Origin of the sequence: Ancylobacter rudongensis, assembly GCF_900100155.1 — a bacterium.
Lineage (GTDB): Bacteria > Pseudomonadota > Alphaproteobacteria > Rhizobiales > Xanthobacteraceae > Ancylobacter > Ancylobacter rudongensis.
Genome location: NZ_FMTP01000005.1, coordinates 292,482 through 315,706 on the forward strand (window position 1 = coordinate 292,482; position 23,225 = coordinate 315,706).

Annotated in this window: 31 protein-coding genes; 23 read left to right on the plus strand and 8 right to left on the minus strand. The window is 68.3% G+C overall.

Annotated features, from left to right (window positions below; translation table 11 throughout):
• Positions 1 to 9: 9 nt before the first annotated feature.
• Genes grxC through BLO63_RS14725 form a run of 3 tightly spaced genes read left to right on the plus strand, consistent with a single transcriptional unit; the run spans position 10 to position 1,684 of the window.
• Entirely contained in the window at positions 10 to 267 is a 258-nt protein-coding gene (grxC, locus tag BLO63_RS14715; RefSeq protein ID WP_091441899.1) for a glutaredoxin 3, read from the plus strand.
• A gap of 14 nt (positions 268 to 281) precedes the next feature.
• Positions 282 to 1,196: a carbon-nitrogen hydrolase family protein gene (locus tag BLO63_RS14720; protein ID WP_091441902.1), complete on the plus strand. Its 915-nt coding sequence runs from the start codon at positions 282 to 284 to the stop codon at positions 1,194 to 1,196.
• On the plus strand, positions 1,193 to 1,684 hold the full coding sequence (locus BLO63_RS14725) for a DUF1178 family protein (protein ID WP_091441905.1): 492 nt from the start codon (positions 1,193 to 1,195) through the stop codon (positions 1,682 to 1,684). Before BLO63_RS14720 ends, BLO63_RS14725 begins: the two co-directional genes overlap by 4 nt.
• Before the next feature lie 192 nt (positions 1,685 to 1,876).
• On the opposite strand, the gene BLO63_RS14730 is transcribed toward BLO63_RS14725, so the two are convergent.
• Genes BLO63_RS14730 through BLO63_RS14740 form a run of 3 tightly spaced genes read right to left on the minus strand, consistent with a single transcriptional unit; the run spans position 1,877 to position 3,406 of the window.
• Positions 1,877 to 2,494 carry a DsbE family thiol:disulfide interchange protein gene (locus tag BLO63_RS14730; protein WP_091441907.1) on the minus strand — a complete coding sequence of 206 codons (618 nt, stop codon included), beginning with the start codon at positions 2,492 to 2,494 and terminating at the stop codon, positions 1,877 to 1,879.
• Entirely contained in the window at positions 2,491 to 2,661 is a 171-nt protein-coding gene (gene ccmD, locus BLO63_RS14735) for a heme exporter protein CcmD (protein WP_091441910.1), read from the minus strand. The genes BLO63_RS14730 and ccmD overlap by 4 nt, the downstream gene beginning before the upstream one ends.
• A 10-nt stretch (positions 2,662 to 2,671) precedes the next feature.
• Positions 2,672 to 3,406, minus strand: coding sequence for a heme ABC transporter permease (locus tag BLO63_RS14740; RefSeq protein WP_091441911.1), 735 nt, complete (start codon positions 3,404 to 3,406; stop codon positions 2,672 to 2,674).
• A 135-nt stretch (positions 3,407 to 3,541) separates the two neighbouring features.
• Between BLO63_RS14740 and BLO63_RS14745 the strand changes: the two genes are divergently transcribed.
• A complete protein-coding gene (locus BLO63_RS14745) occupies positions 3,542 to 3,952 on the plus strand; it encodes a DUF930 domain-containing protein (RefSeq protein WP_091441914.1) in 411 nt (136 codons plus the stop codon).
• A 25-nt stretch (positions 3,953 to 3,977) separates the two neighbouring features.
• Here the strand turns inward: BLO63_RS14745 and BLO63_RS14750 are convergent, their stop codons facing one another.
• Positions 3,978 to 5,495 (minus strand): pyruvate kinase, encoded by a 1,518-nt coding sequence (locus BLO63_RS14750; RefSeq protein WP_091441916.1) that lies wholly within the window; start codon positions 5,493 to 5,495, stop codon positions 3,978 to 3,980.
• Between the two features lie 260 nt (positions 5,496 to 5,755).
• Between BLO63_RS14750 and ffh the strand changes: the two genes are divergently transcribed.
• From ffh to rplS, 5 genes are all read left to right on the plus strand, one after another.
• Entirely contained in the window at positions 5,756 to 7,297 is a 1,542-nt protein-coding gene (gene ffh / locus BLO63_RS14755) for a signal recognition particle protein (protein WP_091441918.1), read from the plus strand.
• Positions 7,298 to 7,473: 176 nt separating this feature from the next.
• Entirely contained in the window at positions 7,474 to 7,848 is a 375-nt protein-coding gene (rpsP, locus tag BLO63_RS14760) for a 30S ribosomal protein S16 (protein ID WP_091441920.1), read from the plus strand.
• Positions 7,849 to 8,060: 212 nt separating this feature from the next.
• Positions 8,061 to 8,603, plus strand: coding sequence for a ribosome maturation factor RimM (gene rimM, locus BLO63_RS14765; RefSeq protein WP_091442127.1), 543 nt, complete (start codon positions 8,061 to 8,063; stop codon positions 8,601 to 8,603).
• 179 nt (positions 8,604 to 8,782) lie between these two features.
• Complete coding sequence (trmD, locus tag BLO63_RS14770; RefSeq protein ID WP_091441922.1) at positions 8,783 to 9,502, plus strand: tRNA (guanosine(37)-N1)-methyltransferase TrmD; 720 nt, start codon at positions 8,783 to 8,785, stop codon at positions 9,500 to 9,502.
• A 111-nt stretch (positions 9,503 to 9,613) separates the two neighbouring features.
• Entirely contained in the window at positions 9,614 to 10,033 is a 420-nt protein-coding gene (gene rplS / locus BLO63_RS14775) for a 50S ribosomal protein L19 (RefSeq protein WP_091441925.1), read from the plus strand.
• Between the two features lie 80 nt (positions 10,034 to 10,113).
• Here rplS and BLO63_RS14780 read toward each other — a convergent pair whose 3' ends face one another.
• Together BLO63_RS14780 and BLO63_RS14785 are read right to left on the minus strand one after the other, a co-directional pair.
• Positions 10,114 to 10,869 carry a M15 family metallopeptidase gene (locus BLO63_RS14780; RefSeq protein WP_091441927.1) on the minus strand — a complete coding sequence of 252 codons (756 nt, stop codon included), beginning with the start codon at positions 10,867 to 10,869 and terminating at the stop codon, positions 10,114 to 10,116.
• A gap of 113 nt (positions 10,870 to 10,982) precedes the next feature.
• A complete protein-coding gene (locus BLO63_RS14785; RefSeq protein ID WP_091441930.1) occupies positions 10,983 to 11,225 on the minus strand; it encodes a hypothetical protein in 243 nt (80 codons plus the stop codon).
• Positions 11,226 to 11,459: 234 nt separating this feature from the next.
• Here BLO63_RS14785 and BLO63_RS14790 point away from each other — a divergent pair, with 234 nt between their 5' ends.
• From BLO63_RS14790 to leuB, 12 genes are all read left to right on the plus strand, one after another.
• Positions 11,460 to 11,651, plus strand: a complete 192-nt coding sequence (locus BLO63_RS14790; RefSeq protein WP_091441932.1) for a hypothetical protein — start codon at positions 11,460 to 11,462, stop codon at positions 11,649 to 11,651.
• Between the two features lie 89 nt (positions 11,652 to 11,740).
• Positions 11,741 to 13,162: a 3-isopropylmalate dehydratase large subunit gene (gene leuC, locus BLO63_RS14795; RefSeq protein ID WP_091441935.1), complete on the plus strand. Its 1,422-nt coding sequence runs from the start codon at positions 11,741 to 11,743 to the stop codon at positions 13,160 to 13,162.
• Positions 13,163 to 13,184: 22 nt separating this feature from the next.
• The gene (locus tag BLO63_RS21445; protein WP_280138061.1) at positions 13,185 to 13,319 is read left to right on the plus strand and encodes a hypothetical protein; all 135 of its coding nucleotides are present in this window, start codon (positions 13,185 to 13,187) and stop codon (positions 13,317 to 13,319) included.
• A gap of 4 nt (positions 13,320 to 13,323) precedes the next feature.
• Entirely contained in the window at positions 13,324 to 13,740 is a 417-nt protein-coding gene (locus tag BLO63_RS14800) for a metallopeptidase family protein (protein ID WP_091441938.1), read from the plus strand.
• Between the two features lie 71 nt (positions 13,741 to 13,811).
• Positions 13,812 to 14,372: a cytochrome b gene (locus BLO63_RS14805; protein WP_091441940.1), complete on the plus strand. Its 561-nt coding sequence runs from the start codon at positions 13,812 to 13,814 to the stop codon at positions 14,370 to 14,372.
• Positions 14,373 to 14,494: 122 nt separating this feature from the next.
• Positions 14,495 to 15,100, plus strand: coding sequence for a 3-isopropylmalate dehydratase small subunit (gene leuD, locus BLO63_RS14810; RefSeq protein WP_091442129.1), 606 nt, complete (start codon positions 14,495 to 14,497; stop codon positions 15,098 to 15,100).
• Positions 15,101 to 15,146: 46 nt separating this feature from the next.
• Entirely contained in the window at positions 15,147 to 15,533 is a 387-nt protein-coding gene (locus BLO63_RS14815) for a RidA family protein (protein ID WP_091441943.1), read from the plus strand.
• A gap of 85 nt (positions 15,534 to 15,618) precedes the next feature.
• Entirely contained in the window at positions 15,619 to 15,960 is a 342-nt protein-coding gene (locus BLO63_RS14820) for a ribbon-helix-helix domain-containing protein (RefSeq protein ID WP_018387416.1), read from the plus strand.
• A gap of 383 nt (positions 15,961 to 16,343) precedes the next feature.
• Positions 16,344 to 16,739, plus strand: coding sequence for a VOC family protein (locus BLO63_RS14830; RefSeq protein ID WP_091441949.1), 396 nt, complete (start codon positions 16,344 to 16,346; stop codon positions 16,737 to 16,739).
• A 69-nt stretch (positions 16,740 to 16,808) separates the two neighbouring features.
• Positions 16,809 to 17,345: a Twin-arginine translocation pathway signal gene (locus tag BLO63_RS14835; protein ID WP_091441953.1), complete on the plus strand. Its 537-nt coding sequence runs from the start codon at positions 16,809 to 16,811 to the stop codon at positions 17,343 to 17,345.
• A 15-nt stretch (positions 17,346 to 17,360) separates the two neighbouring features.
• Complete coding sequence (locus BLO63_RS14840; RefSeq protein ID WP_091441957.1) at positions 17,361 to 18,932, plus strand: GMC family oxidoreductase; 1,572 nt, start codon at positions 17,361 to 17,363, stop codon at positions 18,930 to 18,932.
• Positions 18,933 to 19,300: 368 nt separating this feature from the next.
• Positions 19,301 to 20,410, plus strand: a complete 1,110-nt coding sequence (gene leuB, locus BLO63_RS14845; RefSeq protein ID WP_091441959.1) for a 3-isopropylmalate dehydrogenase — start codon at positions 19,301 to 19,303, stop codon at positions 20,408 to 20,410.
• 136 nt (positions 20,411 to 20,546) lie between these two features.
• Here leuB and BLO63_RS14850 read toward each other — a convergent pair whose 3' ends face one another.
• The gene (locus tag BLO63_RS14850) at positions 20,547 to 20,822 is read right to left on the minus strand and encodes a hypothetical protein (RefSeq protein ID WP_091441973.1); all 276 of its coding nucleotides are present in this window, start codon (positions 20,820 to 20,822) and stop codon (positions 20,547 to 20,549) included.
• A gap of 97 nt (positions 20,823 to 20,919) precedes the next feature.
• A complete protein-coding gene (locus tag BLO63_RS14855; RefSeq protein WP_091441975.1) occupies positions 20,920 to 21,846 on the minus strand; it encodes a polyprenyl synthetase family protein in 927 nt (308 codons plus the stop codon).
• Between the two features lie 144 nt (positions 21,847 to 21,990).
• Between BLO63_RS14855 and mtgA the strand changes: the two genes are divergently transcribed.
• Both mtgA and rpmF read left to right on the plus strand, forming a co-directional pair.
• Positions 21,991 to 22,668 carry a monofunctional biosynthetic peptidoglycan transglycosylase gene (mtgA, locus tag BLO63_RS14860; protein ID WP_091441978.1) on the plus strand — a complete coding sequence of 226 codons (678 nt, stop codon included), beginning with the start codon at positions 21,991 to 21,993 and terminating at the stop codon, positions 22,666 to 22,668.
• A gap of 152 nt (positions 22,669 to 22,820) precedes the next feature.
• Positions 22,821 to 23,006 (plus strand): 50S ribosomal protein L32, encoded by a 186-nt coding sequence (rpmF, locus tag BLO63_RS14865; RefSeq protein WP_018387408.1) that lies wholly within the window; start codon positions 22,821 to 22,823, stop codon positions 23,004 to 23,006.
• Positions 23,007 to 23,225: the final 219 nt, after the last annotated feature.

The following is a 23,225-nucleotide window of genomic DNA, read 5'->3' on the forward strand; positions in this document are numbered from 1 at the left end:
GACCCTTCGATGGCGAAAATCGAGATTTACACCACATCGACCTGCCCCTATTGCCATGCGGCCAAGAAGCTGCTCGGGCGCAAGGGCGTCGATTTCTCCGAGATCAACGTGACCGGCGACCCGGTGGCGCGCTCCTCCATGTCGAGCCGGGCCAATGGGCGCACCAGCGTGCCGCAGATCTTCATCGACGGACGTCATGTCGGCGGCTGCGACGACCTTTACGCGCTTGAGGAGGCCGGCGAGCTGGACGCGCTACTTGCCAGCTGAACGAGAGTGAAACCATGACCGGCTCTTCCGATACGCTCACGCCCGGCACCCCGCGGCTCGGCAGCCCGTTTCGCGCGGCGCTCATCCAGATGCGGACCGAAAAGAGCGTCGCGGCCAATGTCGCGGCGGCCTCGGCGCTGATCCGCGAGGCGGCGGCGGCGGGGGCGAGCTACATCCAGACGCCTGAAATGACCGGCACCATGGAGGAGAACCGCGAGGCGCTGTTCCGTGTGCTGCATGCGGAAGAGGACGACCCGGCGCTGGCCGCCTTCCGGGCGCTCGCGGCCGAATTGAAGGTGCATCTGCATATCGGCTCGCTGGCGGTGCGGGCGAGCGAGCATCGCGCCGCCAACCGCTCCTATCTGCTCGCCCCGGACGGGACGATCGCCGCCTGCTACGACAAGATCCACATGTTCGATGTCGACCTGCCCAATGGCGACGTCTACCGCGAATCGGCCGCCTACCGGCCGGGCGAACTGGCCATCGTGGCGGAGCTGCCGCAGATCAGGCTCGGCTTCACCATCTGCTACGATCTGCGCTTTCCCGCGCTGTTCCGGACGCTGGCCGAGGCGGGGGCGGGGATGATCGCCGCGCCGGCCGCCTTCACCCAGTCGACGGGCGAGGCTCACTGGCACATTCTGCTGCGCGCCCGGGCGATCGAGACCGGGTGCTATGTGCTGGCGGCGGCGCAGGGCGGCACGCATGAGAACGGGCGCAAGACCTTCGGCCACAGCCTCATCATCGACCCGTGGGGCACCATTCTGGCCGAAGGCGGCACCGAGCCGGGCATCGTCAGTGCCGAGATCGACCCGGCGCAGGTGGCGCTGGTGCGCGGGCGGATTCCCTCGCTGTCGAACGGGCGGCGCTTCGAACTGGTGGCCCCGGCCGATCATGGCCGGCTGCATCTCGTTCCCGGTGGCGTGGCATGATTCTCTATCGGCTGTGCTGCGCAAGGGAGCACGAGTTCGAGAGCTGGTTCCGCGATTCCGCCGCCTATGACGACCAGCGCGGGCGTGGCCTCGTCACCTGCCCGGTCTGCGGCTCGCCTGAGGTGGACAAGGCGTTGATGGCCCCGGCGCTCGGCCGCGCGGCGCGCAAATTCGCTGCCGAGCCGGCCGCCGACATGGCGCCGATGGAGGCTCCCGAAGCCGTCCCGCCGGCGGCGACCCAGCCGGTCGCGCTGGTCTCGGAGAAGGAGCAGCAGCTGCGCGCCATGCTGCGCGCGGTGCGGGCCCATGTCGTCGCCCATTCGGTCGATGTCGGCGACGAATTCGCCAAGCGTGCGCGGCGCATGCATGAGGGCGACGAGGAAAAGCGCGCGATTCGCGGCGAGGCGACCCCGGACGAGGTACGGGCGCTGATCGAGGACGAGATCGAGGTGCTGCCGCTGCCGATGCTGCCGGACGAGCGCAACTGAGGGAAGGGGCCTCGGTTTCCCGGCCCAGCGGAGCCGAAGGCGAAGCGCAGAGCCGGGGTCCAGCGCAAAGGCCCGCCGTAGGCGCTTCACTGTGGATTGAGCGGCGTCGCCGAGTCTTCGCTGGATCCCGGATCTGCGCCGCACTGCGTGCAGCTTGTCCGGGAAACGGGCCTGCGATGACGCTGCGCCGCTCTACGGACCCGCCGTCCGCGCGCTCTCGATCTGCGGCAGCAGGCGGTCCTTCAACCCCTGCGCGTCGATGGGGCCGATATATTTGTAGGCGATGCGCCCGTCCTTGCCGATGACGAAGGTCTCCGGCACGCCATAGACGCCCCAGTCGATGGCGGTGCGGCCATTGGCGTCGACGCCCACCGCCGCATAGGGGTTGCCGAAGCGGCCAAGGAACCGGCGGGCATTGTCGGCGTCGTCCTTGTAGTTCAGGCCGACGAGGCGGAAGCCCGGCATCTTCGACAGCTCGACCAGAAAGGGATGCTCGTCGCGGCACGGCACGCACCAGGAAGCGAAGACGTTGAGCACCGTCACCTCGCCCTTGAGCGCGGCCGATGTGAGGCCCGGCACCGGCTGGCCCTCGCGCGCCAGCCCCTCCAGCGCCGGCAGGTCGATCGCCGGCGCCTGCCGGCCGATCAGCGCCGAAGGCACGCGCGAGGGATCGCCGGAGAACAGCCGTCCATAGAACAGCGCCGCCAGCGCCAGGAACGCGACCAGCGGCAGCAGCACGAGCAGCCGCGAACGGCGGGGCCGGGGAGGCGGCGCGTCCTCGGAAGGCGGGGTGTCGGAGATCTGGTTCATGCGTCGGCGCGCCCGGCCGAGCGGCGGCGCACGCCGCGTGCCTCCAGTTCCTCCAGCCGGCGGCGCACGAGGCGCCCGTCGGCGACGATCCACAGCGCCAGCGCCCCGAGCGCCAGGGCGCTCACGCCGTAGCAGGCGATGATGAAGAAGCCGTGCTCGCCGAACATTCAGAACGCCTCACGCATAGGCCGCCTCGGCGGCGGCGCGCGCTTCCAGCACGCGCAGGCGACGGCGGTAGATTTCGTTGCGCATCGCCGCCATGTGCAGCGCCAGCATCAACAGGGTGAACCCGACGGCGCAGATCATCAGCGGCCAGAGCAGGCTCGAATGAATGGTCGGCCCGTCCATGCGGAACACCGAGGCCGGCTGGTGCAGGGTGTTCCACCAGTCGACCGAGAACTTGACGATCGGCACATTGACGAAGCCGACCAGCGACAGCACCGCCGCCGCACGTCCGGCCTGGTTGGGGTCCTCGATCGCCGAGCGCAGCGCCAGCAGGCCGAGATAGAGTAGCAGCAGCACCAGCATGGAGGTGAGGCGCGCGTCCCAGACCCAGTAGGTGCCCCACATCGGCCGCCCCCAGAGCGAGCCGGTGAACAGGCAGAGGAAGGCGAACACCGCGCCGATCGGCGCCATCGCCTTGTGCGCCACATCCGCCAGCGGGTGGCGCCAGACCAGGATGCCGAGGGCGGATGCCGCCAGCAGCGAATAGCCGAACATCGCCAGCCAAGCGAAGGGCACGTGGATGTACATGATCCGCACCGTTTCGCCCTGCTGGTAGTCTTCCGGGGCGCGGAAGGCCAGGAAGAAGCCGAGCGCCAGCGTCGCCAGCGCAAGGCCTGTCAGCCACGGCAGGACGCGCCCGGAAAGGGCGAGGAAGCGGGTGGGGTTGGCAAAATCCATCAGCGCCATCGGGCGGTTCTAATCTGCCGCATGACTCTCGGCAACACGCCCCGTTGGCGCCGGAACGCGGATGTGAAGCCACAGCATGGCCAAATCTGCGCTATTCAACCGGCGGACCAACGACGATAAGGGAATCGAGCGCTTATGCCGCACATCTCCGCCGCACCCGCCACTCTTCTCCTTGCGCTCGTCGCCCTGTCTGCCGGCGGGCTGACCGCCGCGCAGGCGCGTTCAGCCGACGACCAGATGATGCGGCTGGAGCCCTCGGAGCGGATCGAGCAGGTGTGCAACACCCGCGCCATGGGCGAGGTCCAGCGCGGGCAGAAGGGCATGCACCCCGACGAACTCGTCGCCTATGCCTATCGCGATCCGGTGGTGAAGGGCGCGAAGATCAACGCGCCGGGCGCGGCGGTGCGCTCGGGCGGCACCTGGTACCACATGGCCTATGAGTGCGAGACCGCGCATGAGGGGCTTGATGTGACGCGCTTCCACTACACGCTCGGCGCGGCGATCCCGACCTCGGAATGGGGCGCCCACTACCTCGTGGGACAGTGAGCGCCGCCCAAGGGCCCGCCTGCCGCTACCACGAATGCAGCGCCCGCAGGGTCGGGGTCTTCTTGTCGAGATGGTCGGCCATGCGGCCGAGCAGCCGGTCGAGCAGCTGGACCGCTTCCACCACCGCCGGCCCCTTGTTCAGCATGACGCATTCGGCGCGGGCGGCCATGGCGGCGTCGGTCATCTCGCCGCGCGAGGGAATGCCGTCGCGCACCAGATCCTCCAGCACCTGCGTCGCCCAGATCGCCGGCACCGAGGCCGCCTCGCAGATCCACAAAAGCTCCTCCTGCATTTCGGCGAGGCGGGTGAAGCCGATCTCGGCGGCGAGGTCGCCGCGGGCGATCATCACGCTGAAATGGCCGAAGCGGGCGGCGCGGGCGATCAGGTCCGGCAGGTTCCGCACCGCCTCGGGGCGCTCGATCTTGGCCATCAGGCCGAGCGGGCGCGCGCGCCCGGCGCCGTGGCGGGCGATGGCGGCGTCGAGCAGGTCGAGATCTTCCGGCCGGCTGACGAAGGAATAGCCGATGACGTCGGCGCATTCGATGACGGTGGCGAGGTCGGCGTCGTCCTTGGCGGTGAGCGGGGAGAGGCCGAGCGCGGTGTCGGGCAGGTTGATGCCCTTTTCCGGCTTCAGCTTGGTGCCGCCGGGACGGGTGTGGAGGATGCGCAGGATCGCCTCGCCCTCGTGCACGCTCTCCACCACCGCCTCGACCTTGCCGTCGTCATAGCGCACGCGGTGGCCGAGCCCGAGGCGGGTGACGATTTCCGGCAGCGAGACGGCGGCGCTGAACAGGGCGGCGTCATCGACGCGGGGCTCGCCCTCGGCGACGAGGCGCAGCGTGTCGCCGGGCAGCAGCCGGCCGGTCGGCTTGTCCTTGCGCATCGGCAGCACCGCGCCGGTGCGGATCTTCGGCCCGGCAATGTCCATCAGCACCGCGATCGGGCGGCCGACCGCCTCGGCCGCGGCGCGCACATGCCGCGCCATGGCCCGCCAGGTGTCGGCGTCGTCATGGGCGCAGTTGATGCGGGCGACATCCATGCCGGCCTTCGCCAGCGCCAGCACGAAGGCCGGATCGCCACCGGCCTCGCCGGGCAGCGTGACCATGATGCGGGTATAGCGCCCCTCCGGCTCCGGGCCGAGGCTTGCCGCACTGGCCGCCTCCAGCCGGGCCTCGCCGGCGAAGAAGGCGGCGGGCTCCGGCGGCGGGAAGGGCAGGGGACGGCCAGCGCGGGCGGCCAGCGCCACCAGCACCGCGTCGAGCGTCGGCAGCACCCGGCTCTCCAGCCGGCCGAGCGAGGACAGGCCGCGCCACATCAGCTGGCGCTGCAGCGGGCGCAGCTCGTGCCGGCGCAAGGCGAGATAATGCGCGAGATTGTCGAGCGCCGCGTCCGCGCGTCGGGCCTCGCGGCGGAAGCGCTCGATCAGGGGGGCGGCCTCCTCGACCACCGCCGCCCGCAGGGACAGCAGGGTCTCGAACAGGGCGTTGTCATCGCTGACGACGTCGTCGCTGGCGGCGGAGAGGGGCGCGGTGTCGCTGTTCATGGCCGGGTTTCCTCGCATGGCTGCGGCACGCTAGAATGGCGCTGTTACGCGGCTGTGACCTCCGTAGTCTCCCGCAAAAGGCCGTCAAAACTTGACTCACTGGCGCGCGGCGCTTACTAGCCCCACATCCTCGCAGACCCCGCGAGCCGATCCGCCGCCCGGCCCTTGAGGCCGGAGGTCAACGCCCGACAGCGCCATGCGCCCTCGGGCGCCGTTCGGCGTTGCGCTGTGAGCTGTGGGAAAAGGACCGGAGCGAACGCATGTTCGATTCATTGACCGACCGCCTTGGCGGCATACTCGACCGGCTGAAACGACGCGGCGCCCTCACCGAGGCCGACGTGAACGAGGCCATGCGCGAGGTGCGCCGGGCCCTGATCGAGGCCGATGTCGCGCTCGACGTGGTGCGCTCCTTCACCGACAAGGTGCGCACCCGCGCCGTCGGCGCCGAGGTGATCAAGTCGGTCACACCCGGCCAGATGGTGGTGAAGATCGTCAATGACGAACTCGTCGCCATGCTGGGCTCCGACGCCAAGCCGATCGACCTCGACGCGGCCCCGCCGGTGCCGGTGCTGATGGTCGGCCTGCAGGGCTCGGGCAAGACCACCTCCACCGCCAAGATCGCCAAGCGCCTGACCGAGCGCGGCAACCGCAAGGTGCTGATGGCCTCGCTCGATACCCGCCGCCCGGCGGCGATGGAGCAGCTGGCCATGCTCGGCACGCAGGTTGGCGTCGCCACCCTGCCGATCGTTGCCGGCCAGTCCGCCGTGCAGATCGCCCGCCGCGCCATGGAAGCCGCCCGCCTCGGTGGCTATGACGTGGTGATGCTCGACACCGCCGGCCGTGTCACCCTCGACGAGGCGCTGATGGCGGAAGTGGCCGAGGTGAAGGCCGCGACCAGGCCGCATGAAGTGCTGCTCGTTGCCGACAGCCTCACCGGCCAGGACGCGGTGAACACCGCCAAGGCGTTCGACGAGCGCGTCGGCCTCACCGGCATCGTGCTGACCCGCGCCGATGGCGACGGGCGCGGCGGTGCCGCCCTTTCCATGCGCGCCGTTACCGGCAAGCCGATCAAGCTGCTCGGCACCGGCGAAAAGATGGACGCGCTGGAGGATTTCGATCCCCGCCGCGTCGCCGGCCGCATCCTCGGCATGGGCGATGTCGTCTCGCTGGTCGAGAAGGCGGTCGAGAACATCGACGCCGAAAAGGCGATGGCCGCGGCCGATCGCATGCGCAAGGGGCAGTTCGACCTCGACGATCTGCGCATGCAGCTGGACCAGATGGAAAAGCTCGGCGGCCTTGGCGGGCTGATGGGCATGCTGCCCGGCGTCGGCAAGATGAAGAACCAGCTGGCCGCCTCCGGCATGAATGACGGGGTGCTGAAGCGCCAGAAGGCCATCATCGATTCGATGACCAAGAAGGAGCGGCGCAACCCGAAGTTGCTCGACGGCTCCCGTCGCAAGCGCATCGCCAGCGGCTCCGGCACCAAGGTCGAGGACGTCAACCGGCTGATGAAGATGCACCGCCAGATGGCGGACATGATGAAGGCGATGGGCGCCCCCGGCGCCAAGCGCGGCCCGATGGCGGGCCTTGCCTCCATGTTCGGCCTCGGTGGCGGCGGCGGCATGCCGAGTCCCGACCAGCTGAAGCAGATGGCCGAGAAGATGCCCGGTGGGCTCGGCGGTGGCGGCCTGCCGCCGAATTTCCCCGGCAACATGCCCGGCCTTCCCGGCGGGCTGCCGGGGCTGGGAAACAAGCCGGGCGGGCTTCCGGGCCTGCCGGGCTTTCCGGGAAAGAAGAAGTGACGGCCCGATGACCTGACCCCCTTGCCGTCATCCCGGACGGCGCCTCAAGCGCCGATCCGGGATCGTTCTCCGCGCCTCAGGCGCCAAACGATCCCGGATCGGCGTTCGCTGCGCTCTCTTCGTCCGGGATGACGACAGACACCAACCGACGAAACTGACACCAAAGGAAGAAAGACATGTCCCTCAAGATCCGTCTCGCCCGTGGCGGCGCCAAGAAGCGTCCCTATTACCGCATCGTCGTCGCCGATTCGCGCTCCCCGCGCGATGGCCGCTTCATCGAGAAGATCGGCACCTTCGATCCGCTGAAGCCCAAGGATGCGGCCGACCGCTTCACCCTCGACGTCGAGAAGGCCAAGGCCTGGCTCGCCAAGGGCGCCCAGCCGACCGACCGCGTCGCCCGCTTCCTCGACAGCCTCGAGCTGGTGAAGCGCGCCGCCCGCAACAACCCGGAGAAGGCCGTCCCCGGCAAGAAGGCGCAGGAGCGCGCCGCCGAAGCCGCCAAGGCCGCCGAAGCCGCTGCCGCCGCCGCTGCGGCTCCCTCGGCCGAGTGAGGCCCCGCCCCGGTAGGTGTCGACCCTTGAGGGTCGACGCCTTCGGCGGCTTTTAGGCTGGGTCCCGGATCGGCGCCGCGCTGCGCGCGTCTTGTCCGGGAAACGGTATGTGAGACTGTGTCCCGGACCAGCGACGCCGCAGGCGGAGCGCCGATCCGGGACCCAGGAAAGGCTGCGCCGCAGGCGCTTTGATGATCTGCCGCGAGACCGCTATGCCCCATGACCGTGTTCTGCTCGCCCGCATCGGCGCCCCGCATGGGGTGCGCGGCGAGGTGCGGCTGTTCATCTTCGCCGCCGATCCGGCCGCGCTGCAGGACTATGCGCCGCTGACCGACGAGGCGGGGACGCGGACCTTCCGCATCAAGACGCTGCGGCCGGCGAAAGACCATTTCGTCGCCCGGCTGGAAGGTGTCGACAGCCGCGAGGCGGCCGAGGCGCTGACCAATCAGGGCGTCTATGTCGCCCGCGACCTGCTGCCCGAGCCGGACGAGGAAGATGATTTCTACCAGGCCGACCTGATCGGGCTGGCCGCCTTCACAAGCGAGGGCGCGCCGTTCGGCAAGGTGGTGGCGGTGCATGATTTTGGCGCCGGCGACATTCTCGAAATCGCCCCGGAAGCCGGGGGCAAAACGCTCATGCTGCCCTTCACCAAGGCGGTGGTGCCCAGCGTCGACCTCAAGGCCGGCCGCCTCACCGTCGAGCCCGGCGAATGGGCGCGCGAGGAAGCCCCGCCGCCGGAGGCGGACCAGGGCTGACGGGCGATCGGGACGGGTCGGGGAGGGCTCCTCCGGTCCGGGTTTGGAATATCTCGTCATCCCGGCCGAGCGCAGCGAGAGCCGGGATCGCTCTTCAACGGCGCGCGCTCCCGGATCGGCCTGACGGCCGTCCGGAATGACGGCCTGACGACGTTGGCCTCCGGATCGGAACCCCTGCCATGTGGCGCGCCTCCCTCGTCACCATCTTTCCCGACATGTTTCCCGGCCCGCTTGGTCTCTCGTTGGCCGGCCGGGCGCTGGCGCAGGGCGCCTGGGGACTTGAGACGGTGGACCCGCGCGCGCACGCCACCGACCGCCACCGATCGGTCGACGACACGCCGGCCGGCGGCGGGCCGGGCATGGTGATGCGGGTCGACGTGCTGGCCCGCGCGGTGGATGCCGCCGCCCCGGCCGGCGACACCCGCCCGCGCCTGCTGATGACCCCGCGCGGCGCGCCGCTGACCCAGCAACGCGTGCGCGAGCTCAGCGCGGGGGAGGGCGTGGTCATCGTCTGCGGCCGCTTCGAGGGGGTGGACGACCGGCTCATTGCCGCGCGCGGGCTGGAGGAGGTGTCGGTCGGCGACGTGGTGCTCTCGGGCGGGGAGATCGGCGCGCTGGTGTTGCTCGACGCCTGCGTGCGGCTGCTGCCGGGGGTGATGGGACACCCGGAATCGGGCACCGAGGAGAGCTTTTCCGCCGGCCTGCTGGAATATCCCCAGTACACCCGCCCGCAGAGCTTCGAGGGGCTGGAGATTCCGGCGGTCCTCACCAGCGGCGACCATGCCAAGGTCGCCCGCTGGCGGCGGGAGCAGGCGGAGGCCGCCACACGGGAGCGACGGCCGGACCTGTGGGCGGCCTATCGCGCCGCGCATGACGGTCCTGCGACGAAGGGGGAATGACAAACCCTCCGCTTTCGCGTATAGGGCGCGCCGTCACTACCAACTGACAACAGCAAGATGCGGGCGGCCGGGTTCTGACATGCCCTGACCGATCCTGCCTGAGGTGATAACATGGTCGATATTATTCGCGAGCTCGACATCGAGCAGGCCGCCAAGCTCGCCGAGCTGCGCGCCATCCCCGACTTCCAGCCGGGCGACACCGTCATCGTCAATGTGAAGGTGAAGGAAGGCGAGCGCACCCGCGTGCAGGCCTATGAGGGCGTCGTGATCGCCCGCAATGGCGGCGGCATCAATGAGAGCTTCACCGTTCGCAAGATCTCCTATGGTGAAGGCGTCGAGCGCGTGTTCCCGCTCTATTCGCCGAACATTGACAGCCTGAAGGTTGTCCGTCGCGGCAAGGTCCGCCGCGCCAAGCTGTATTACCTGCGCGACCGTCGCGGCAAGTCGGCCCGTATCGCCGAGCGCCAGGACAAGAACGCCGGCAGCCGCAAGAAGGGCCCGGCGACGACCCCGGCCGCTGCCGCCGAGTGAATTCCGGCCCCGGCTCCGGCCGGGACTGTCAGACGACGTTCAGGGCGGCTTCGGCCGCCCTTTTCTTTTGTCCGCCGGGCTCAGGGGCCGCCCGTCACCGGGAAGTCGAAATACGTGCCGGGAAACGGCTCGCCCGCCAGCGTGTAGTGCCACCATTCCTCGGCGTAGGGCGTGAAGCCGTGGCGCTGCATCAGCGTCTTAAGCGTCTCCCGGTTGGTGGTGGCCTCCGCCGGAATGCCGGCGGCGCCATGATGGGCGCGCACATCGAAGCAATCATAGCCGGTGCCGAAATCGAGCGTGGCGTCGTCAAAGCGCTCGCCCATCGGCAGGGCGCAGTCGGCGAGCGGTTCGCCGGGCGCCCAGGGGGGCGCCGGCTTCTGGTCGAGCCGTACGATGGCGAGATCGACCGTGCTGCCCCGGCTGTGGCCGGACTTCTCGGCGATGTAGCCGCGCGCGAACAATTCGGTCTTGGGCACGCGGGGATAGAATTCCGGCTTCATCGCCTCGTCGCCAAGGTCCCTGGCCCAGGCGACGAAATCGGCGACGGCCTGCGCCGGGCGGTAGCAGTCATAGACCCTGAGGCCGAGCCCCTGCGCGGCCAGTTCGCGCGCCGCTGCCGCCAGCGCCTCTGCCGCCTGCCGCGTCAGGATGCATTCGGGCGCGGCATAGGCGGCGATGGGACGGCCGACGAAATTATGCGGGCCGGCATAGCGTATGTCGTACTGGATGGTGGGGGCGACCTCCCGCAGCCGGACGAAGCCCACGGGGAGATCGGCGCTGCGGACGGCGGCCGGCGCCGCCACGAGCGCGAGTGTCAGCAGGACAGTCCTGAGCATCGCCTGAACCTTGATCGGGACAACGCCCGCGGATGTGCCATCGGCGATCGGGCCTGTCCAGAGGAGGACCGTCGACGGCGCACCTCTATACGGGAAGCGCCGGGCAGGGGCGCTCAGCAATCCTTGATGTGCAGCACGCGGGTATTGGTCTGCTGCTCGACCAGGATCGTGCCGTCGCCGAGCATGGCGGCCTGCATCACGGTGGCGAAGTCCGGCTTGCGCAGGGGGCAGGTAATGAGTTGCCGGCGCTCGGCCTTCGCGACCTCCTGCGGCTTCACATCCGTACGGTTCCCCGCCTCGACGGCGGCGAAAGTGGCAAATGTTGCGGCGATCAAGGCGATGTCGGACAGGCGCATCGTAAGCTCCCTTCGCCAAATCAGCTTAGCGCGCTGGATGAAGCGCCGCCACATCAAAGGTAAAAAACCAGGAAGTTACGTCCATGCGCTGATTTTATCCTGATTTTACTATGTAATACATTATTCCAGTCGCGATACCGGGCGTTTGCGCGTCACGCAGTCGTGCGGCAGCGGAGGGCGGGACGTGGGGCGGCGGTGATTGTTTGCCGCGCGTAGACTTGCTAGAAGGGTTCCATGATGGCGCATGGCACACCGATGACGGTTACCTGCGGCGCGACGGCTGCGTCGGCGCCCGGTGCCGCGCGCCCGGAGGCACGCCGCCGCCTGCCCACCACCATCGGTTTCGCCGCCGTGCCGGATCATGTCCGCCTGCCGGCGCGCTTTTTCGGACGCTTCACCGCCTGCGCGGTCGCCGGGCTTAGCTGAGCGCTGCCCGGAGCCGGAGCCTTCGGGCTTTGCGCTCCCGGCCGCGCTGCTGCCCCGCCCCTGTTTTCCTCTTCCCAAGAGACGCCCAGATGAGCACGTCCGCTCCCCGCACCCTGTACGACAAGATTTTCGACGACCACATCATCGACCGCCAGGAGGACGGCACCTGCCTCCTCTATATCGACCGGCATCTGGTGCATGAGGTGACCAGCCCGCAGGCCTTTGAGGGCCTGCGCGTGGCCGGCCGCCGGGTGCATGCGCCGTCGAAGACGCTCGCCGTGGTCGACCACAACGTGCCGACCACCGATCGCCGCTTCGGCATCGACGACCCCGAGAGCCGCATCCAGGTGGAGACGCTGGCCGAGAACGCCCGCGAGTTCGGCGTCGAGTATTTCAACGAGCTCGACAAGCGCCAGGGCATCGTCCACGTCATCGGGCCGGAGCAGGGCTTCACCCTGCCGGGCACCACCATTGTCTGCGGCGACAGCCACACCTCGACCCATGGCGCCTTCGGCGCGCTCGCCCATGGCATCGGCACCTCGGAGGTCGAGCATGTGCTCGCCACCCAGACGCTGATCCAGAAGAAGAGCAAGAACATGCGGGTCAGCGTCGACGGCAAGCTGCCCGACGGCGTGACCGCCAAGGATGTGACGCTCGCCATCATCGGCGCCACCGGCACCGCCGGCGGCACCGGCTATGTCATCGAATATGCCGGCGAGGTGTTCCGCGCCCTGTCGATGGAAGGCCGCATGACGGTCTGCAACATGTCTATCGAGGGCGGGGCGCGCGCCGGCATGGTCGCCCCCGACGAGACCACCTATGCCTATGTGAAGGACCGCCCCCGCGCGCCCAAGGGCGCCGACTGGGACGCGGCGCTGCGCTATTGGGACACGCTGCGCACCGATGAGGGCGCGTTCTTCGACAAGGAAATCCGCCTCGACGGCGCCGCGCTGCCGCCCATCGTCTCCTGGGGCACCAGCCCGGAGGACGTGATCTCGGTCGAGGGGCGGGTGCCCGATCCCGACCTGATCGACGACCCGGACAAGCGCGACGCCAAGAAGCGGGCGCTGGCCTATATGGGCCTCGTCGCCGGCACCAAGATCATCGATATCCCGGTCGACAAGGTGTTCATCGGCTCCTGCACCAATGCCCGCATCGAGGATCTGCGCGCCGCCGCCGCCATCGTGCGCGGCCACAAGGTGCGCGAGGGCGTCTCCGGCATGATCGTGCCGGGCTCGGGGCTGGTGAAGCTGCAGGCCGAGGCCGAGGGGCTGGACGCCATCTTCAAGGCGGCCGGCTTCGACTGGCGCGAGCCGGGCTGCTCCATGTGCTTGGCCATGAACGCCGACAAGCTCGGCCCGGAGGAGCGCTGCGCCTCCACCTCGAACCGCAATTTCGAGGGAAGGCAGGGCTTCAAGGGCCGCACCCATCTCGTCTCCCCCGCCATGGCGGCGGCGGCGGCGATCGCCGGCCATTTCGTCGACGTCCGCACCTGGCCGCGGGCGGGTTGAGCCTCGGCGCGGGGGCAGCGCGATGAGGGGCGATCCGTTCTGGGACCCGCCGCCCGACGACCCCATGGAAGTGTGGGGCCGTCGCCTCGGGCGCGGCCTCGCCGTCGTGGTGGCGCTCGGCCTCGTCGCCTATCTGTTCGCGACCTATCTGAGGTGAGCCGATGAGCGAGAGCGGCGACTGGCTGAAGCGCGGCGCGCCGAGCCTGGGCGATATGGAGGCGATGGCCGAGGAGGCCTATGCCCGCCTGCCGGACGAATTCCGCGCCCTGTGCGGCAATCTCGTCATCCGGGTCGAGGATTTCCCGACCGACGAGGTGCTGAAGGAGATGGAGGCGGAAAGCCCGTTCGACCTGCTCGGCCTGTTCCAGGGCATCGGGCTGGCGCAGGGTTACGAGACCGTCGCCGGCGTGCTGCCCAACATGATCTTCCTCTATCGCCGCCCGATCCTCGACTATTGGGCGGAGAACGAGGAAACGCTGGGCGACATCGTCACCCATGTCCTCGTGCACGAGATCGGCCACCATTTCGGCCTCTCCGACGACGACATGGAGCGGATCGAGGAGGAGGCGGATAGGTAGCGGACCGCCTGGCAAGGGCGTAAGGCTCGGCTTAGAATCTCTCCAAACGAGAGAGACGAAGGGCAAGGGTCATGACAACGCATGCTTCCCATCCGGCCGTGGCGCACGCCTACAGCCAGCCTTTGCGGGCGCTGCACTGGCTGACGGTGTTCGCAATCATCGTCACCTATGGCGTGACCTATCTCGAAGCGTTCTTCGAGCGTGGAACGGCCGGACGCGACCTCATCTGGTCGACCCATATCTCGGTGGGTCTGACGATTCTCGGTTTCGTCGCGCTGCGGCTCGTGCTGCGCGTTGTCGGACCGGTGCCGCCGCCTTCGGCGGCCTTGTCGCGGCCGGCACATCTGGCCTCGACCGCGGTTCACGTGCTGCTCTATGTCCTGCTGGTCGCGACACCTCTCGTCGGCATCTATCTCGCCTTCCTGCGCGGTAATGAGGTGGCGTTCTTCGGCCTGTTCACGATTCCCTCCCCGGTGGGGGTGGACCGGACAGCCGCCGGTCAGGTCAAGGAGGTGCACGAGCTTCTGGCGAACGGGCTGGTCGTGCTGGCCCTGCTGCACGCGGCGGCGGCTTTGGTGCATCATCACGTCCTCAAGGACGACGTGCTGCGCCGCATGCTGCCCGGCCGCTGACCGCCGGCGCGATCTGCGCGGGCGGGTTGCGCGCCGTGCGCCGCCGGGGCACACCACCGGGAAGGCGGGACATCGAAGGGATGGCGGCGTTCGCGCCGCTTCCGCAGTTTGAGGAGAGTGCCGTGGACAAGTTCACCATCCTGACCGGCGTCGCGGCGCCGCTGCATCTGGTCAATGTCGACACCGACATGATCATTCCGAAGCAGTATCTGAAGACGATCAAACGCACCGGGCTGGGCGTCGGGCTGTTCTCCGAGCTCCGCTACAAGGAGGACGGGTCGGACAACCCCGATTTCGTGCTCAACAAGCCGGCCTATAAGGGCGCGCAGATCCTGATCGCCGGCGACAATTTCGGCTGCGGCTCCTCGCGTGAGCACGCGCCCTGGGCGCTGCTCGACTTCGGCATTCGCTGCGTGATCTCCACGTCCTTTGCCGACATCTTCTACAATAACTGCTTCAAGAACGGCATCCTGCCGATCCGGGTGACGCCGGAACAGCTGGCGGCGCTGTTCGACGACGCCGGACGCGGTGCCAACGCCAAGATCACCGTCGATCTGGAAAGCCAGACCATTACCGGCCCGGATGGCGGCTCGATCTCCTTCGAGATTGACGCCTTCCGCAAGCACTGCCTGCTGAACGGGCTCGACGATATCGGCCTGACCCAGGTGAAGGCCGACAAGATCAAGTCTTACGAGGAAAAGCTCAGCCAGGACCGCCCCTGGGCGTGAGCGTGCCGGCGCCGCCACGCGCGGCGGCGCCCGAGCGGAGGCTTCCATGACCGAGCGCCGGCGCATCTCTTCCGGCTCCGCCTTCGAGGCGGTGGCCGGCTATTCCCGCGCCGTGGTCGACGGAGCGGATATCTTCGTCTCCGGCACGACAGGCTATGACTACGCCGCCATGGTGCTGCCCGAGGATCTCGTGGCGCAGACCCATGGCTGTTTCGCCAACATCGCGGCGGCGCTGGCGCAGGCGGGCGCCAGCCTCGATGACGTGGTGCGCGTGCGCTACATCGTGACCCAGGCCGACTATGCCGACATCGTCTTCCCGATCTTCGGCCAGTATTTCGCCAAGGCGCGGCCGGCGGCCACCCTCATCGTCGCCGGGCTGCTGCAACCGCAGATGAAGATCGAGATCGAAGTGACCGCGCGCCGGCAGGGCTGAGCGCGCGCTGCCAGCGTTTTCGCTTTACAGCGCCCCCGTCTCGGGATGGAATCATTCAAAACGAGAACATCCGGGAGACGCCCCCATGTGCCACATCTTCGCGGGCCAAGCGCCCGAGACCTATGAGAGCCAGACGCGCTCGGTGCGGATCGGTGGCCATTCCACCTCGATCCGGCTGGAGGCGGCGTTCTGGACCGTGCTGGAAGAGGTCGCCGCCCATCAGGGCATGAGCGTCGGCAAGTTCGTCACCAAGCTGCATGACGAGGTGCTGGAACTGCATGGCGAGGTGCGCAACTTCGCCTCGCTGCTGCGCTGCTCCTGCCTGATCTTTCTCGCCGAGCTGCGCCCGGCCGGTGTCGCCCCGGTGGCGGCGCGCGGGCGGTATCTGTGCGAGAGCACGCGGATTCACCTCGAAGCGGCGGAGTAGGGGCCGGCATTTTTCAACCGAACGGGGCAGAAGCCGCGTTCGGGTGGCAGGAAAAACTGCTGAAGACGGACATTTCCGAAGACGGCAATCGCCGAAGAGTCTTGCGCGGGATTCCGGCTCGGCGCTGCGCTGCGCGCAGCTTGGCCGGGAAACAGGATTGTGCCCCGGACCAGCGGAGGCGAAGCCGGAGAGCCGAGCCGGGGCCCAGCGCGGGGAACTTCGGCAACTCCTGACTGTCTCGCCCGTCTGCCGCCCCCCGCCGCGCCGGCAATGCACATCGTGGTGATGTGTTAGCGGTCTACCACCTGCCGCCCCGGCGCAGGCCTAGCATCTCCTTCAGGCGACGCGTTTCGCCCTGGTGAGGTTCAAGGCCGGAGGAACAGGTGGCGAAGGCCATTCACTCGATGATCCGCGTGCGCGACGAGGCGCGCTCGGTTGATTTCTACGCGCGCGCCTTCGGGCTGGAGGTGGCGCAGCGTCTGCCGTTTGACGGCTTCACGCTGGTCTATCTGCGCAACGCGGAAGCCGATTTCGAGGTCGAGCTGACCATCAATCACGACCGCACCGAGCCCTACGCGCTGGGTGACGGCTATGGCCACATCGCCTTCGTGGTGGATGATCTCGACGCCGAACATGCACGCTTCACGCAGGAAGGGCTCACTCCCAATCCGATCAAGGAGTTTTTCCACGAGGGCGCGCTTCTGGCCAAGTTCTTCTTCGTCACTGATCCTGACGGCTACAAGATCGAGGTGCTGAAGAAGCACGGACGCTACCGCTGAACGACCGCGCCGGTACGCCAAGCGGCGCGCGATAAGTCAATAATACATAAAAATGCCTGGGAGGTTACAATGGCAACTCTGATCGACAGGCGCGGTCCGTCACGCCGTGCCGTGCTTGCGGGCATCGGCGCCGCCGGCGCGCTGATGGTGAGCGGCGCGGCGGTGCTCAACCCGCGCGAGGCCTGGGGCCTGGAAGTCACCGCGCTCAAGCCGGAGACCATGCGCACGCTCATCGTCATGGCGCGCGACGTCTACCCGCATGACCGCATTCCCGACCGCTACTACGCCATCGCGATGAAGCCCTATGAGGTCGACGCCGCCAAGGACCCCGCGCTGAAGGTGCTTGTCGAGGACGGCGTCATCACCCTCGATACGCTGTCCAAGGCCAAATACGGCGTCGCCTATGCCGATGTCGGCTGGGAGGACCAGCGCGTGGCGGTGCTGCGCGAGATCGAGGACAGCGCGTTCTTCCAGAAGGTGCGGGGCGGCCTGGTGGTCGGCCTCTACAACCAGGAGGAGGTGTGGCCGATCTTCGGCTATGAGGGCGCCTCGGCCGACAAGGGCGGTTACATCGACCGCGGCTTCAACGACATCGCCTGGCTGTGACGGGAGGCTCGCATCATGTCCGCACCCTTCGATCTGAATGATGATTCCGTCGTCGTCGTCGTCGGCTCCGGCGCCGGTGGCGGCACGCTGGGCACCGAGCTGGCGCTCAAGGGCATCAAGGTGGTGATCCTTGAGGCCGGCCAGCGCCACAACATGGAAGACTTCGTCAATAATGAGTGGGAGAGCTTCTCCCAGCTCGCCTGGACCGACATGCGCACCACCTCCGGCTCGTGGCGGGTGCACAAGAACTTCCCCAATCTCCCCGCTTGGATCGTCAAGGCGGTGGGCGGTTCCTCGGTGCATTGGGCCGGCGCCTCGCTGCGCTTCCAGGAGCATGAGTTCAAGACCCGCACCACCTATGGCGACCTCGACGGCGCCAATCTGCTCGACTGGCCGATCACGCTGGCCGAGCTGGAGCCGTGGTACGCCAAGGCCGAGGACCGCATGGGCGTGACCCGCACCAACGGCATTCCCGGCCTGCCCGGCAACAACAACTTCAAGGTGTTCGAGGCCGGGGCGAAAAAGATCGGCTACAAGGAGGTCTCGACCGGCCGGATGGCGATCAACAGCGAACCGCGCGCCGATCGCGGCGCCTGCCAGCAGATCGGCTTCTGCTTCCAGGGCTGCAAGTCGGGGGCGAAATGGTCGACGCTGATCGCCGAGATTCCGCGTGGCGAGGCCACCGGCAATCTGGAGGTGCGCCCGCAGAGCATGGTGCAGAAGATCGAGCATGATGAGACCGGCAAGGTCACGGCCGTCGTCTATGTCGATAAGGACGGCAAGACCCAGCGCCAGAAGGCGCGCATCGTCGCGGTGGCCGGCAATTCGATCGAGAGCCCGCGCCTGCTGCTCAACTCCGCCAGCAACATGTTCCCGGACGGGCTCGCCAATTCCTCGGGGCAGGTGGGGCGTAACTACATGCGCCACATGACCGGCTCGGTCTACGCCATCTTCGAGAAGCCGGTGCACATGTATCGCGGCACCACCATGGCCGGCATCGTGCGCGACGAGGCGGGCTTTGATGCCAAACGCGGTTTCGCCGGTGGCTATGAGATGGAGACGCTCTCCATCGGCGTGCCGTTCATGGCCGCCTTCCTCGATCCGGGCGGCTGGGGCCGCTCCTTCGCCTCGGCGATGGACGGCTATGTCAACATGGCCGGGCTGTGGATCGTCGGCGAGGACATGCCGCAGGAGACCAACCGCGTCACCCTCAACACCGATGTGAAGGACCAGTACGGGCTGCCGGTGGCCAATGTGCATTTCGACGACCATCCGAACGATGTCGCCATGCGCAACCACGCCTATGCCCAGGGTGCAGCGATCTACGATTCGGTCGGCGCCACCCGCACCCTGCCGACGCCGCCTTATCCGTCCACGCATAATCTCGGCACCAACCGGATGAGCGCCAAGGCGCGCGACGGCGTGGTGAACAAGCACGGGCAGACCCACGACATCCCGAACCTGTTCATCGCCGATGGCAGCCAGTTCACCACCGGCGGCGCGGAAAACCCGACGCTGACCATCGTCGCTTTGGCGCTGCGGCAGGCCGATTTCATCGCCGGGGAGATGACGCGCAAGACGATCTGACCGGCCGGGTGGCTTCTCCCTCGTCCCTGGGCGCGTCCCGGGGACCCGGCTCGTCCTGGCCGATGATGGAGGACTGGGGGCCGGCGGCGCCCCCGACCATGGGCGAGGTCTCGTCCACGGCGCATGTCCCACGGTGCCGGTCTGCGCCGTGCGTCGAACCGCGATCCCGCCTGCAATCCTCCCCACCTTCCCCCGCCGGCTCGCTGCCGGCGGTTTCGTTTTGTGTGGGCCGCGCTCGGCATGTCCGGCTACCCGGCGCCTCTTCGCGCCCCACACGTCTTGCCACCGCAATCATCTGGCTTTAGCACTCGCTCGCCGGCGGCTCGCCCGGCAATGACGCTTCCTCAACGGCGCAAGCGAGGGACCTGATGGCGACCCACAAGCTTCTCCTTCTCCCCGGCGACGGCATCGGCCCCGAAGTGATGGCCGAGGTGAAACGGGTCATCGACTGGCTCGACCGGCGCGGGCTTGCCTCCTTCGCCATCGAGGAGGACCTCGTCGGCGGCGCGGCCTATGATTCCTGCGGCCAGCCGATTTCCGAGGAGGCGATGGCCAAGGCGTTCGCTGCCGATGCCATCCTGCTCGGCGCCGTGGGCGGTACCAAATGGACGCATGTGCCTTATGAAGCCCGGCCTGAGGCGGGGCTGCTGCGGCTGCGCAAGGACCTGCAGCTCTTCGCCAATCTGCGCCCGGCCATGTGCTACCCGGCCCTTGCCGACGCTTCCAGCCTCAAGCGCGAGCTGGTCGAGGGCCTCGACGTGCTGATCGTGCGCGAGCTGACGGGCGGCGTCTATTTCGGCGAGCCGAAGACCATCACCGATCTCAGCGACGGCCAGAAGCGGGCCATCGACACCCAGGTCTACGAATCCTACGAGATCGAGCGCATCGCCCGCGTCGCCTTCGAGCTCGCCCGCACCCGCCGCAACAAGGTGGTCTCCACCGAGAAGCACAATGTGATGAAGACCGGGCTGCTGTGGAAGCAGGTGGTGAGCGAGGTGCACGGCTCGAATTACGAGGACGTGGAGCTGGAGCACCAGCTGGCCGATTCTTGCGGCATGCAGCTGGTGCGCGCGCCCAAGCAGTTCGACGTCATCGTCACCGACAACCTGTTCGGCGATATTCTCTCCGACGTGGCGGCCATGCTCACCGGCTCGCTCGGCATGCTGCCCTCCGCCTCGCTGGGCGGAATCGAGGAAGTCTCCGGCCGCCGCCGCGCGCTCTATGAGCCCGTGCATGGCGCCGCGCCTGACATTGCCGGCAAGGGCGTGGCCAATCCGATCGCGATGATCGGCTCGCTCGCCATGGCGCTGCGTTATTCCTTCGGCGAGCTGGCGGCGGCCGACCGCATCGAGGCGGCGATCGCGGGCGTGCTCGCCGGCGGCTTCCGCACCGCCGACATCTATTCCGAGGGCAAGACCCGCGTCGGGACATCAGGCATGGGCGACGCCATCCTCGCCGAGTTGGACAAGGCGGCCTGAGCCGTCCTTTCGGCCTTCAGAACACGAAAAGCCCGGCTTCGGCCGGGCTTTTTGCTGTCGCGAACTGGCAAAACCATGAAAAAGCCCGGCACGGGCCGGGCTTTGCGTCGTCAGGCGAGAGGCCGCAAGCGGCGAATCAGTAGCCCGGCAGGTCGAAACGGCTCGGCAGCGGCCAGCGAATGCCGGTGATGCCGCTGTCATCGCCATATTGCGGGTACATCGGCTGGACGACATAGACATAGTTGAGGTCGCGCGAGGTGCCCGGCTTCACCACCGGGCCGGGATCGAGATAGGAGCGCGGCGGCAGCTTGCGGATGATGATGCGGTTGGATTCCTGCGCATCGGCAGGCGCCGTGGCGATGACGGCGGTGCCGGCGACCAGAGCGGCAAGGGCGAACAGGGCGACACGCATCTCAACCTCCACGAAACGGTCACGTCGCGCGGCGCGGACATTCCCGTCACAAACAACATTGCCCGGAACTTATCGTTCCGTCGAGATGAGGAAAGTCCTAATTGCGCCGATCGGCGACGAAATATGCCGCTTCTACGAGAAGTGTGGCTGCGCTGCCGAAGCCGGCCAGCGCCGCCTCGGCCTCGCCGGTCAGCCGCGAAAGCTCGGCACGGGCGCCGTCAATGCCGAGCGTGCCGACCAGCGTCGCCTTGCCGGCGGCGGCGTCCTTGCCCACCGCCTTGCCGACGAGGCTCGCTTCGCCCTCGACATCGAGCAGGTCGTCGGCGATCTGGAAGGCGCGTCCGACGGCGCGGGCATAGCGGTCGAGGCTCTCGCGCTCAGTCGGGCTGGCCCGCCCGAGCAGGGCGCCGGCCTCGCAGGCCTGGCGCAGCAGGGCGCCGGTCTTCATCGCCTGGAGGTCGATGATCGCCTGCGCCGGCAGGTCGAGCGGCTTCCCCTCGGCGAATCGGCCCTCGGCGGCGAGGTCCAGCATCTGCCCGCCGATCATGCCCGCCACGCCCGCCGCCCGCGCCAAGCTGGCGATCAAAGCGAGGCGAATCGCCGGCTCCTCCTCGATTGCCTCGCCGGCCAGAATCTCGAAGGCGAGGGTCAGCAATCCGTCGCCGGCGAGAATCGCGGTGGCCTCGTCATAAGCGCGGTGCACCGTCGGCCGGCCGCGTCGCAGGTCGTCATTGTCCATCGCCGGCAGGTCGTCATGCACCAGCGAGTAGCAGTGAATGCACTCCAGCGCCGCCGCGGCCGGCATCGCCCGGGCGGCAGGGACACCGAACAGCGCCGCCGATTCGACCACCAGGAACGGGCGCAGCCGCTTGCCCCCCGCCAGCGTGGCGTGCCGCATCGCGGCCGCCAGCCGTTCGCCGGGCGCACCGCTCGCGCGGATGGCGCCGTCGATATAGGCGGCGACGGCCTCACCGGTGCCGGCGAGCGCGAGCGAAAGGGGCGGGCGGCTTTCGGTGGAGGGCATCGGGTCCGAGGGATCGCTCAACAAGGGTAGCGCGTTGCGTGCCCGAGCCGGGCGGCGCGGTCAAGCGAGGCTCATTGCGTAGCCGCAACCCTTGGTCGACCGGCGCCAGCGAGACGGCTAGAGTGTCGGCGCCGGGGAGTGTGCATGGGTGTTCTGTGGAGTTGGGCCTGGAAGATCGCGCTCGTGGTCATCGCGACCCCGCTCGTGCTCGGCCTTCTATATAATGTGGTGCCCGCGCCCTCGACGCTGATGCTGGCGCGCTGGGTCACAGGCCAGCCGGTGGAGCGCGTCTGGCGGCCCTTCGACGACATCTCGCCCAATCTTATCCGCTCGGTGTTGGCCTCCGAGGATGCGCGCTTCTGCTCCCATTCGGGCGTCGACATGGTGGAGCTGCAGGGGGTGATCGACGAATCGGACGGGCTCAATGCGCCGCGCGGGGCCTCCACCATCACCATGCAGCTGGCCAAGAATCTGTTCCTGTGGAACGGCCGCAGCGTCATCCGCAAGGGGCTGGAACTGCCGCTGGCGCTGTATCTGAACGTGGTCATGTCGAAGCAGCGGCAGCTGGAGATCTACCTCAACATCGCCGAATGGGGGCCGGACGGGCAGTTCGGCGTCGAGGCGGGGGCGCAGCGGGCGTTCGGGCGCTCGGCCGGCGACCTCTCGGCGCGGCAGGCGGCGTTGCTCGCGGTCATGCTGCCAAACCCGCACCGGCGCGATGCCGGCAAGCCCGGGCGCGGGCTGAACCGGCTCGCCGGCAATCTTCAGGCCCGCATTCCGCGCGAGGGGGCCGAACTGACCGCCTGCCTGTCGGCGAGGTGAGGCGGCGGGGTCCTGCACGGGCGTGCGACAGATTTGCGTCTGCCTCTTTCGCTCGCGCGCATGAGTCTGTATAAGCCGCCACTCGAATTACGCACCATCCGGCGCCGGCCCTTCCGACTGGGCGTGAGCCAGGCCGGGACCAGGAGAAGACGATGGCAGTTCCGAAGAAGAAAACCAGCCCGTCGCGTCGCGGCATGCGCCGTTCCGCCGACGCCCTCGCCAAGCCGACCTATATCGAGGACAAGGATTCGGGCGAACTGCGCCGTCCGCACCACCTCGACCTGAAGACCGGCATGTACAAGGGCCGTCAGGTGCTGAAGGTCAAGGCCGAGGCCTGATTGCCTCAGCCGGGCCGTCTGCCCGCGTTGCTGAAGCCGGCCCTGAGGGCCGGCTTTTCTGCGTTAGGCAGCCTGGCGCATGGCTGAAGCATTAACGCATCGGCGGTAAAGTTCCGGAAGCCATGGCGGGCAATCGCCTCGTGGTGGGGCGTCCGCCGCGCTTACCGCTCCGCCGGAACGATGATACCGTCCGCCCGTGAACCTGGGAGCCTGCCGTGT

Coding starts and splice junctions, on each gene's coding strand:
- grxC (WP_091441899.1), top strand. CDS start 10: ATGGCGAAAATCGAGATTTACACCACATCGACCTGCCCCTATTGCCAT.
- BLO63_RS14720 (WP_091441902.1), top strand. CDS start 282: ATGACCGGCTCTTCCGATACGCTCACGCCCGGCACCCCGCGGCTCGGC.
- BLO63_RS14725 (WP_091441905.1), top strand. CDS start 1,193: ATGATTCTCTATCGGCTGTGCTGCGCAAGGGAGCACGAGTTCGAGAGC.
- BLO63_RS14730 (WP_091441907.1), bottom strand. CDS start 2,494: ATGAACCAGATCTCCGACACCCCGCCTTCCGAGGACGCGCCGCCTCCC.
- ccmD (WP_091441910.1), bottom strand. CDS start 2,661: ATGTTCGGCGAGCACGGCTTCTTCATCATCGCCTGCTACGGCGTGAGC.
- BLO63_RS14740 (WP_091441911.1), bottom strand. CDS start 3,406: ATGGCGCTGATGGATTTTGCCAACCCCACCCGCTTCCTCGCCCTTTCC.
- BLO63_RS14745 (WP_091441914.1), top strand. CDS start 3,542: ATGCCGCACATCTCCGCCGCACCCGCCACTCTTCTCCTTGCGCTCGTC.
- BLO63_RS14750 (WP_091441916.1), bottom strand. CDS start 5,495: ATGAACAGCGACACCGCGCCCCTCTCCGCCGCCAGCGACGACGTCGTC.
- ffh (WP_091441918.1), top strand. CDS start 5,756: ATGTTCGATTCATTGACCGACCGCCTTGGCGGCATACTCGACCGGCTG.
- rpsP (WP_091441920.1), top strand. CDS start 7,474: ATGTCCCTCAAGATCCGTCTCGCCCGTGGCGGCGCCAAGAAGCGTCCC.
- rimM (WP_091442127.1), top strand. CDS start 8,061: ATGCCCCATGACCGTGTTCTGCTCGCCCGCATCGGCGCCCCGCATGGG.
- trmD (WP_091441922.1), top strand. CDS start 8,783: ATGTGGCGCGCCTCCCTCGTCACCATCTTTCCCGACATGTTTCCCGGC.
- rplS (WP_091441925.1), top strand. CDS start 9,614: ATGGTCGATATTATTCGCGAGCTCGACATCGAGCAGGCCGCCAAGCTC.
- BLO63_RS14780 (WP_091441927.1), bottom strand. CDS start 10,869: ATGCTCAGGACTGTCCTGCTGACACTCGCGCTCGTGGCGGCGCCGGCC.
- BLO63_RS14785 (WP_091441930.1), bottom strand. CDS start 11,225: ATGCGCCTGTCCGACATCGCCTTGATCGCCGCAACATTTGCCACTTTC.
- BLO63_RS14790 (WP_091441932.1), top strand. CDS start 11,460: ATGATGGCGCATGGCACACCGATGACGGTTACCTGCGGCGCGACGGCT.
- leuC (WP_091441935.1), top strand. CDS start 11,741: ATGAGCACGTCCGCTCCCCGCACCCTGTACGACAAGATTTTCGACGAC.
- BLO63_RS21445 (WP_280138061.1), top strand. CDS start 13,185: ATGAGGGGCGATCCGTTCTGGGACCCGCCGCCCGACGACCCCATGGAA.
- BLO63_RS14800 (WP_091441938.1), top strand. CDS start 13,324: ATGAGCGAGAGCGGCGACTGGCTGAAGCGCGGCGCGCCGAGCCTGGGC.
- BLO63_RS14805 (WP_091441940.1), top strand. CDS start 13,812: ATGACAACGCATGCTTCCCATCCGGCCGTGGCGCACGCCTACAGCCAG.
- BLO63_RS14815 (WP_091441943.1), top strand. CDS start 15,147: ATGACCGAGCGCCGGCGCATCTCTTCCGGCTCCGCCTTCGAGGCGGTG.
- BLO63_RS14820 (WP_018387416.1), top strand. CDS start 15,619: ATGTGCCACATCTTCGCGGGCCAAGCGCCCGAGACCTATGAGAGCCAG.
- BLO63_RS14835 (WP_091441953.1), top strand. CDS start 16,809: ATGGCAACTCTGATCGACAGGCGCGGTCCGTCACGCCGTGCCGTGCTT.
- BLO63_RS14840 (WP_091441957.1), top strand. CDS start 17,361: ATGTCCGCACCCTTCGATCTGAATGATGATTCCGTCGTCGTCGTCGTC.
- leuB (WP_091441959.1), top strand. CDS start 19,301: ATGGCGACCCACAAGCTTCTCCTTCTCCCCGGCGACGGCATCGGCCCC.
- BLO63_RS14850 (WP_091441973.1), bottom strand. CDS start 20,822: ATGCGTGTCGCCCTGTTCGCCCTTGCCGCTCTGGTCGCCGGCACCGCC.
- BLO63_RS14855 (WP_091441975.1), bottom strand. CDS start 21,846: ATGCCCTCCACCGAAAGCCGCCCGCCCCTTTCGCTCGCGCTCGCCGGC.
- mtgA (WP_091441978.1), top strand. CDS start 21,991: ATGGGTGTTCTGTGGAGTTGGGCCTGGAAGATCGCGCTCGTGGTCATC.
- rpmF (WP_018387408.1), top strand. CDS start 22,821: ATGGCAGTTCCGAAGAAGAAAACCAGCCCGTCGCGTCGCGGCATGCGC.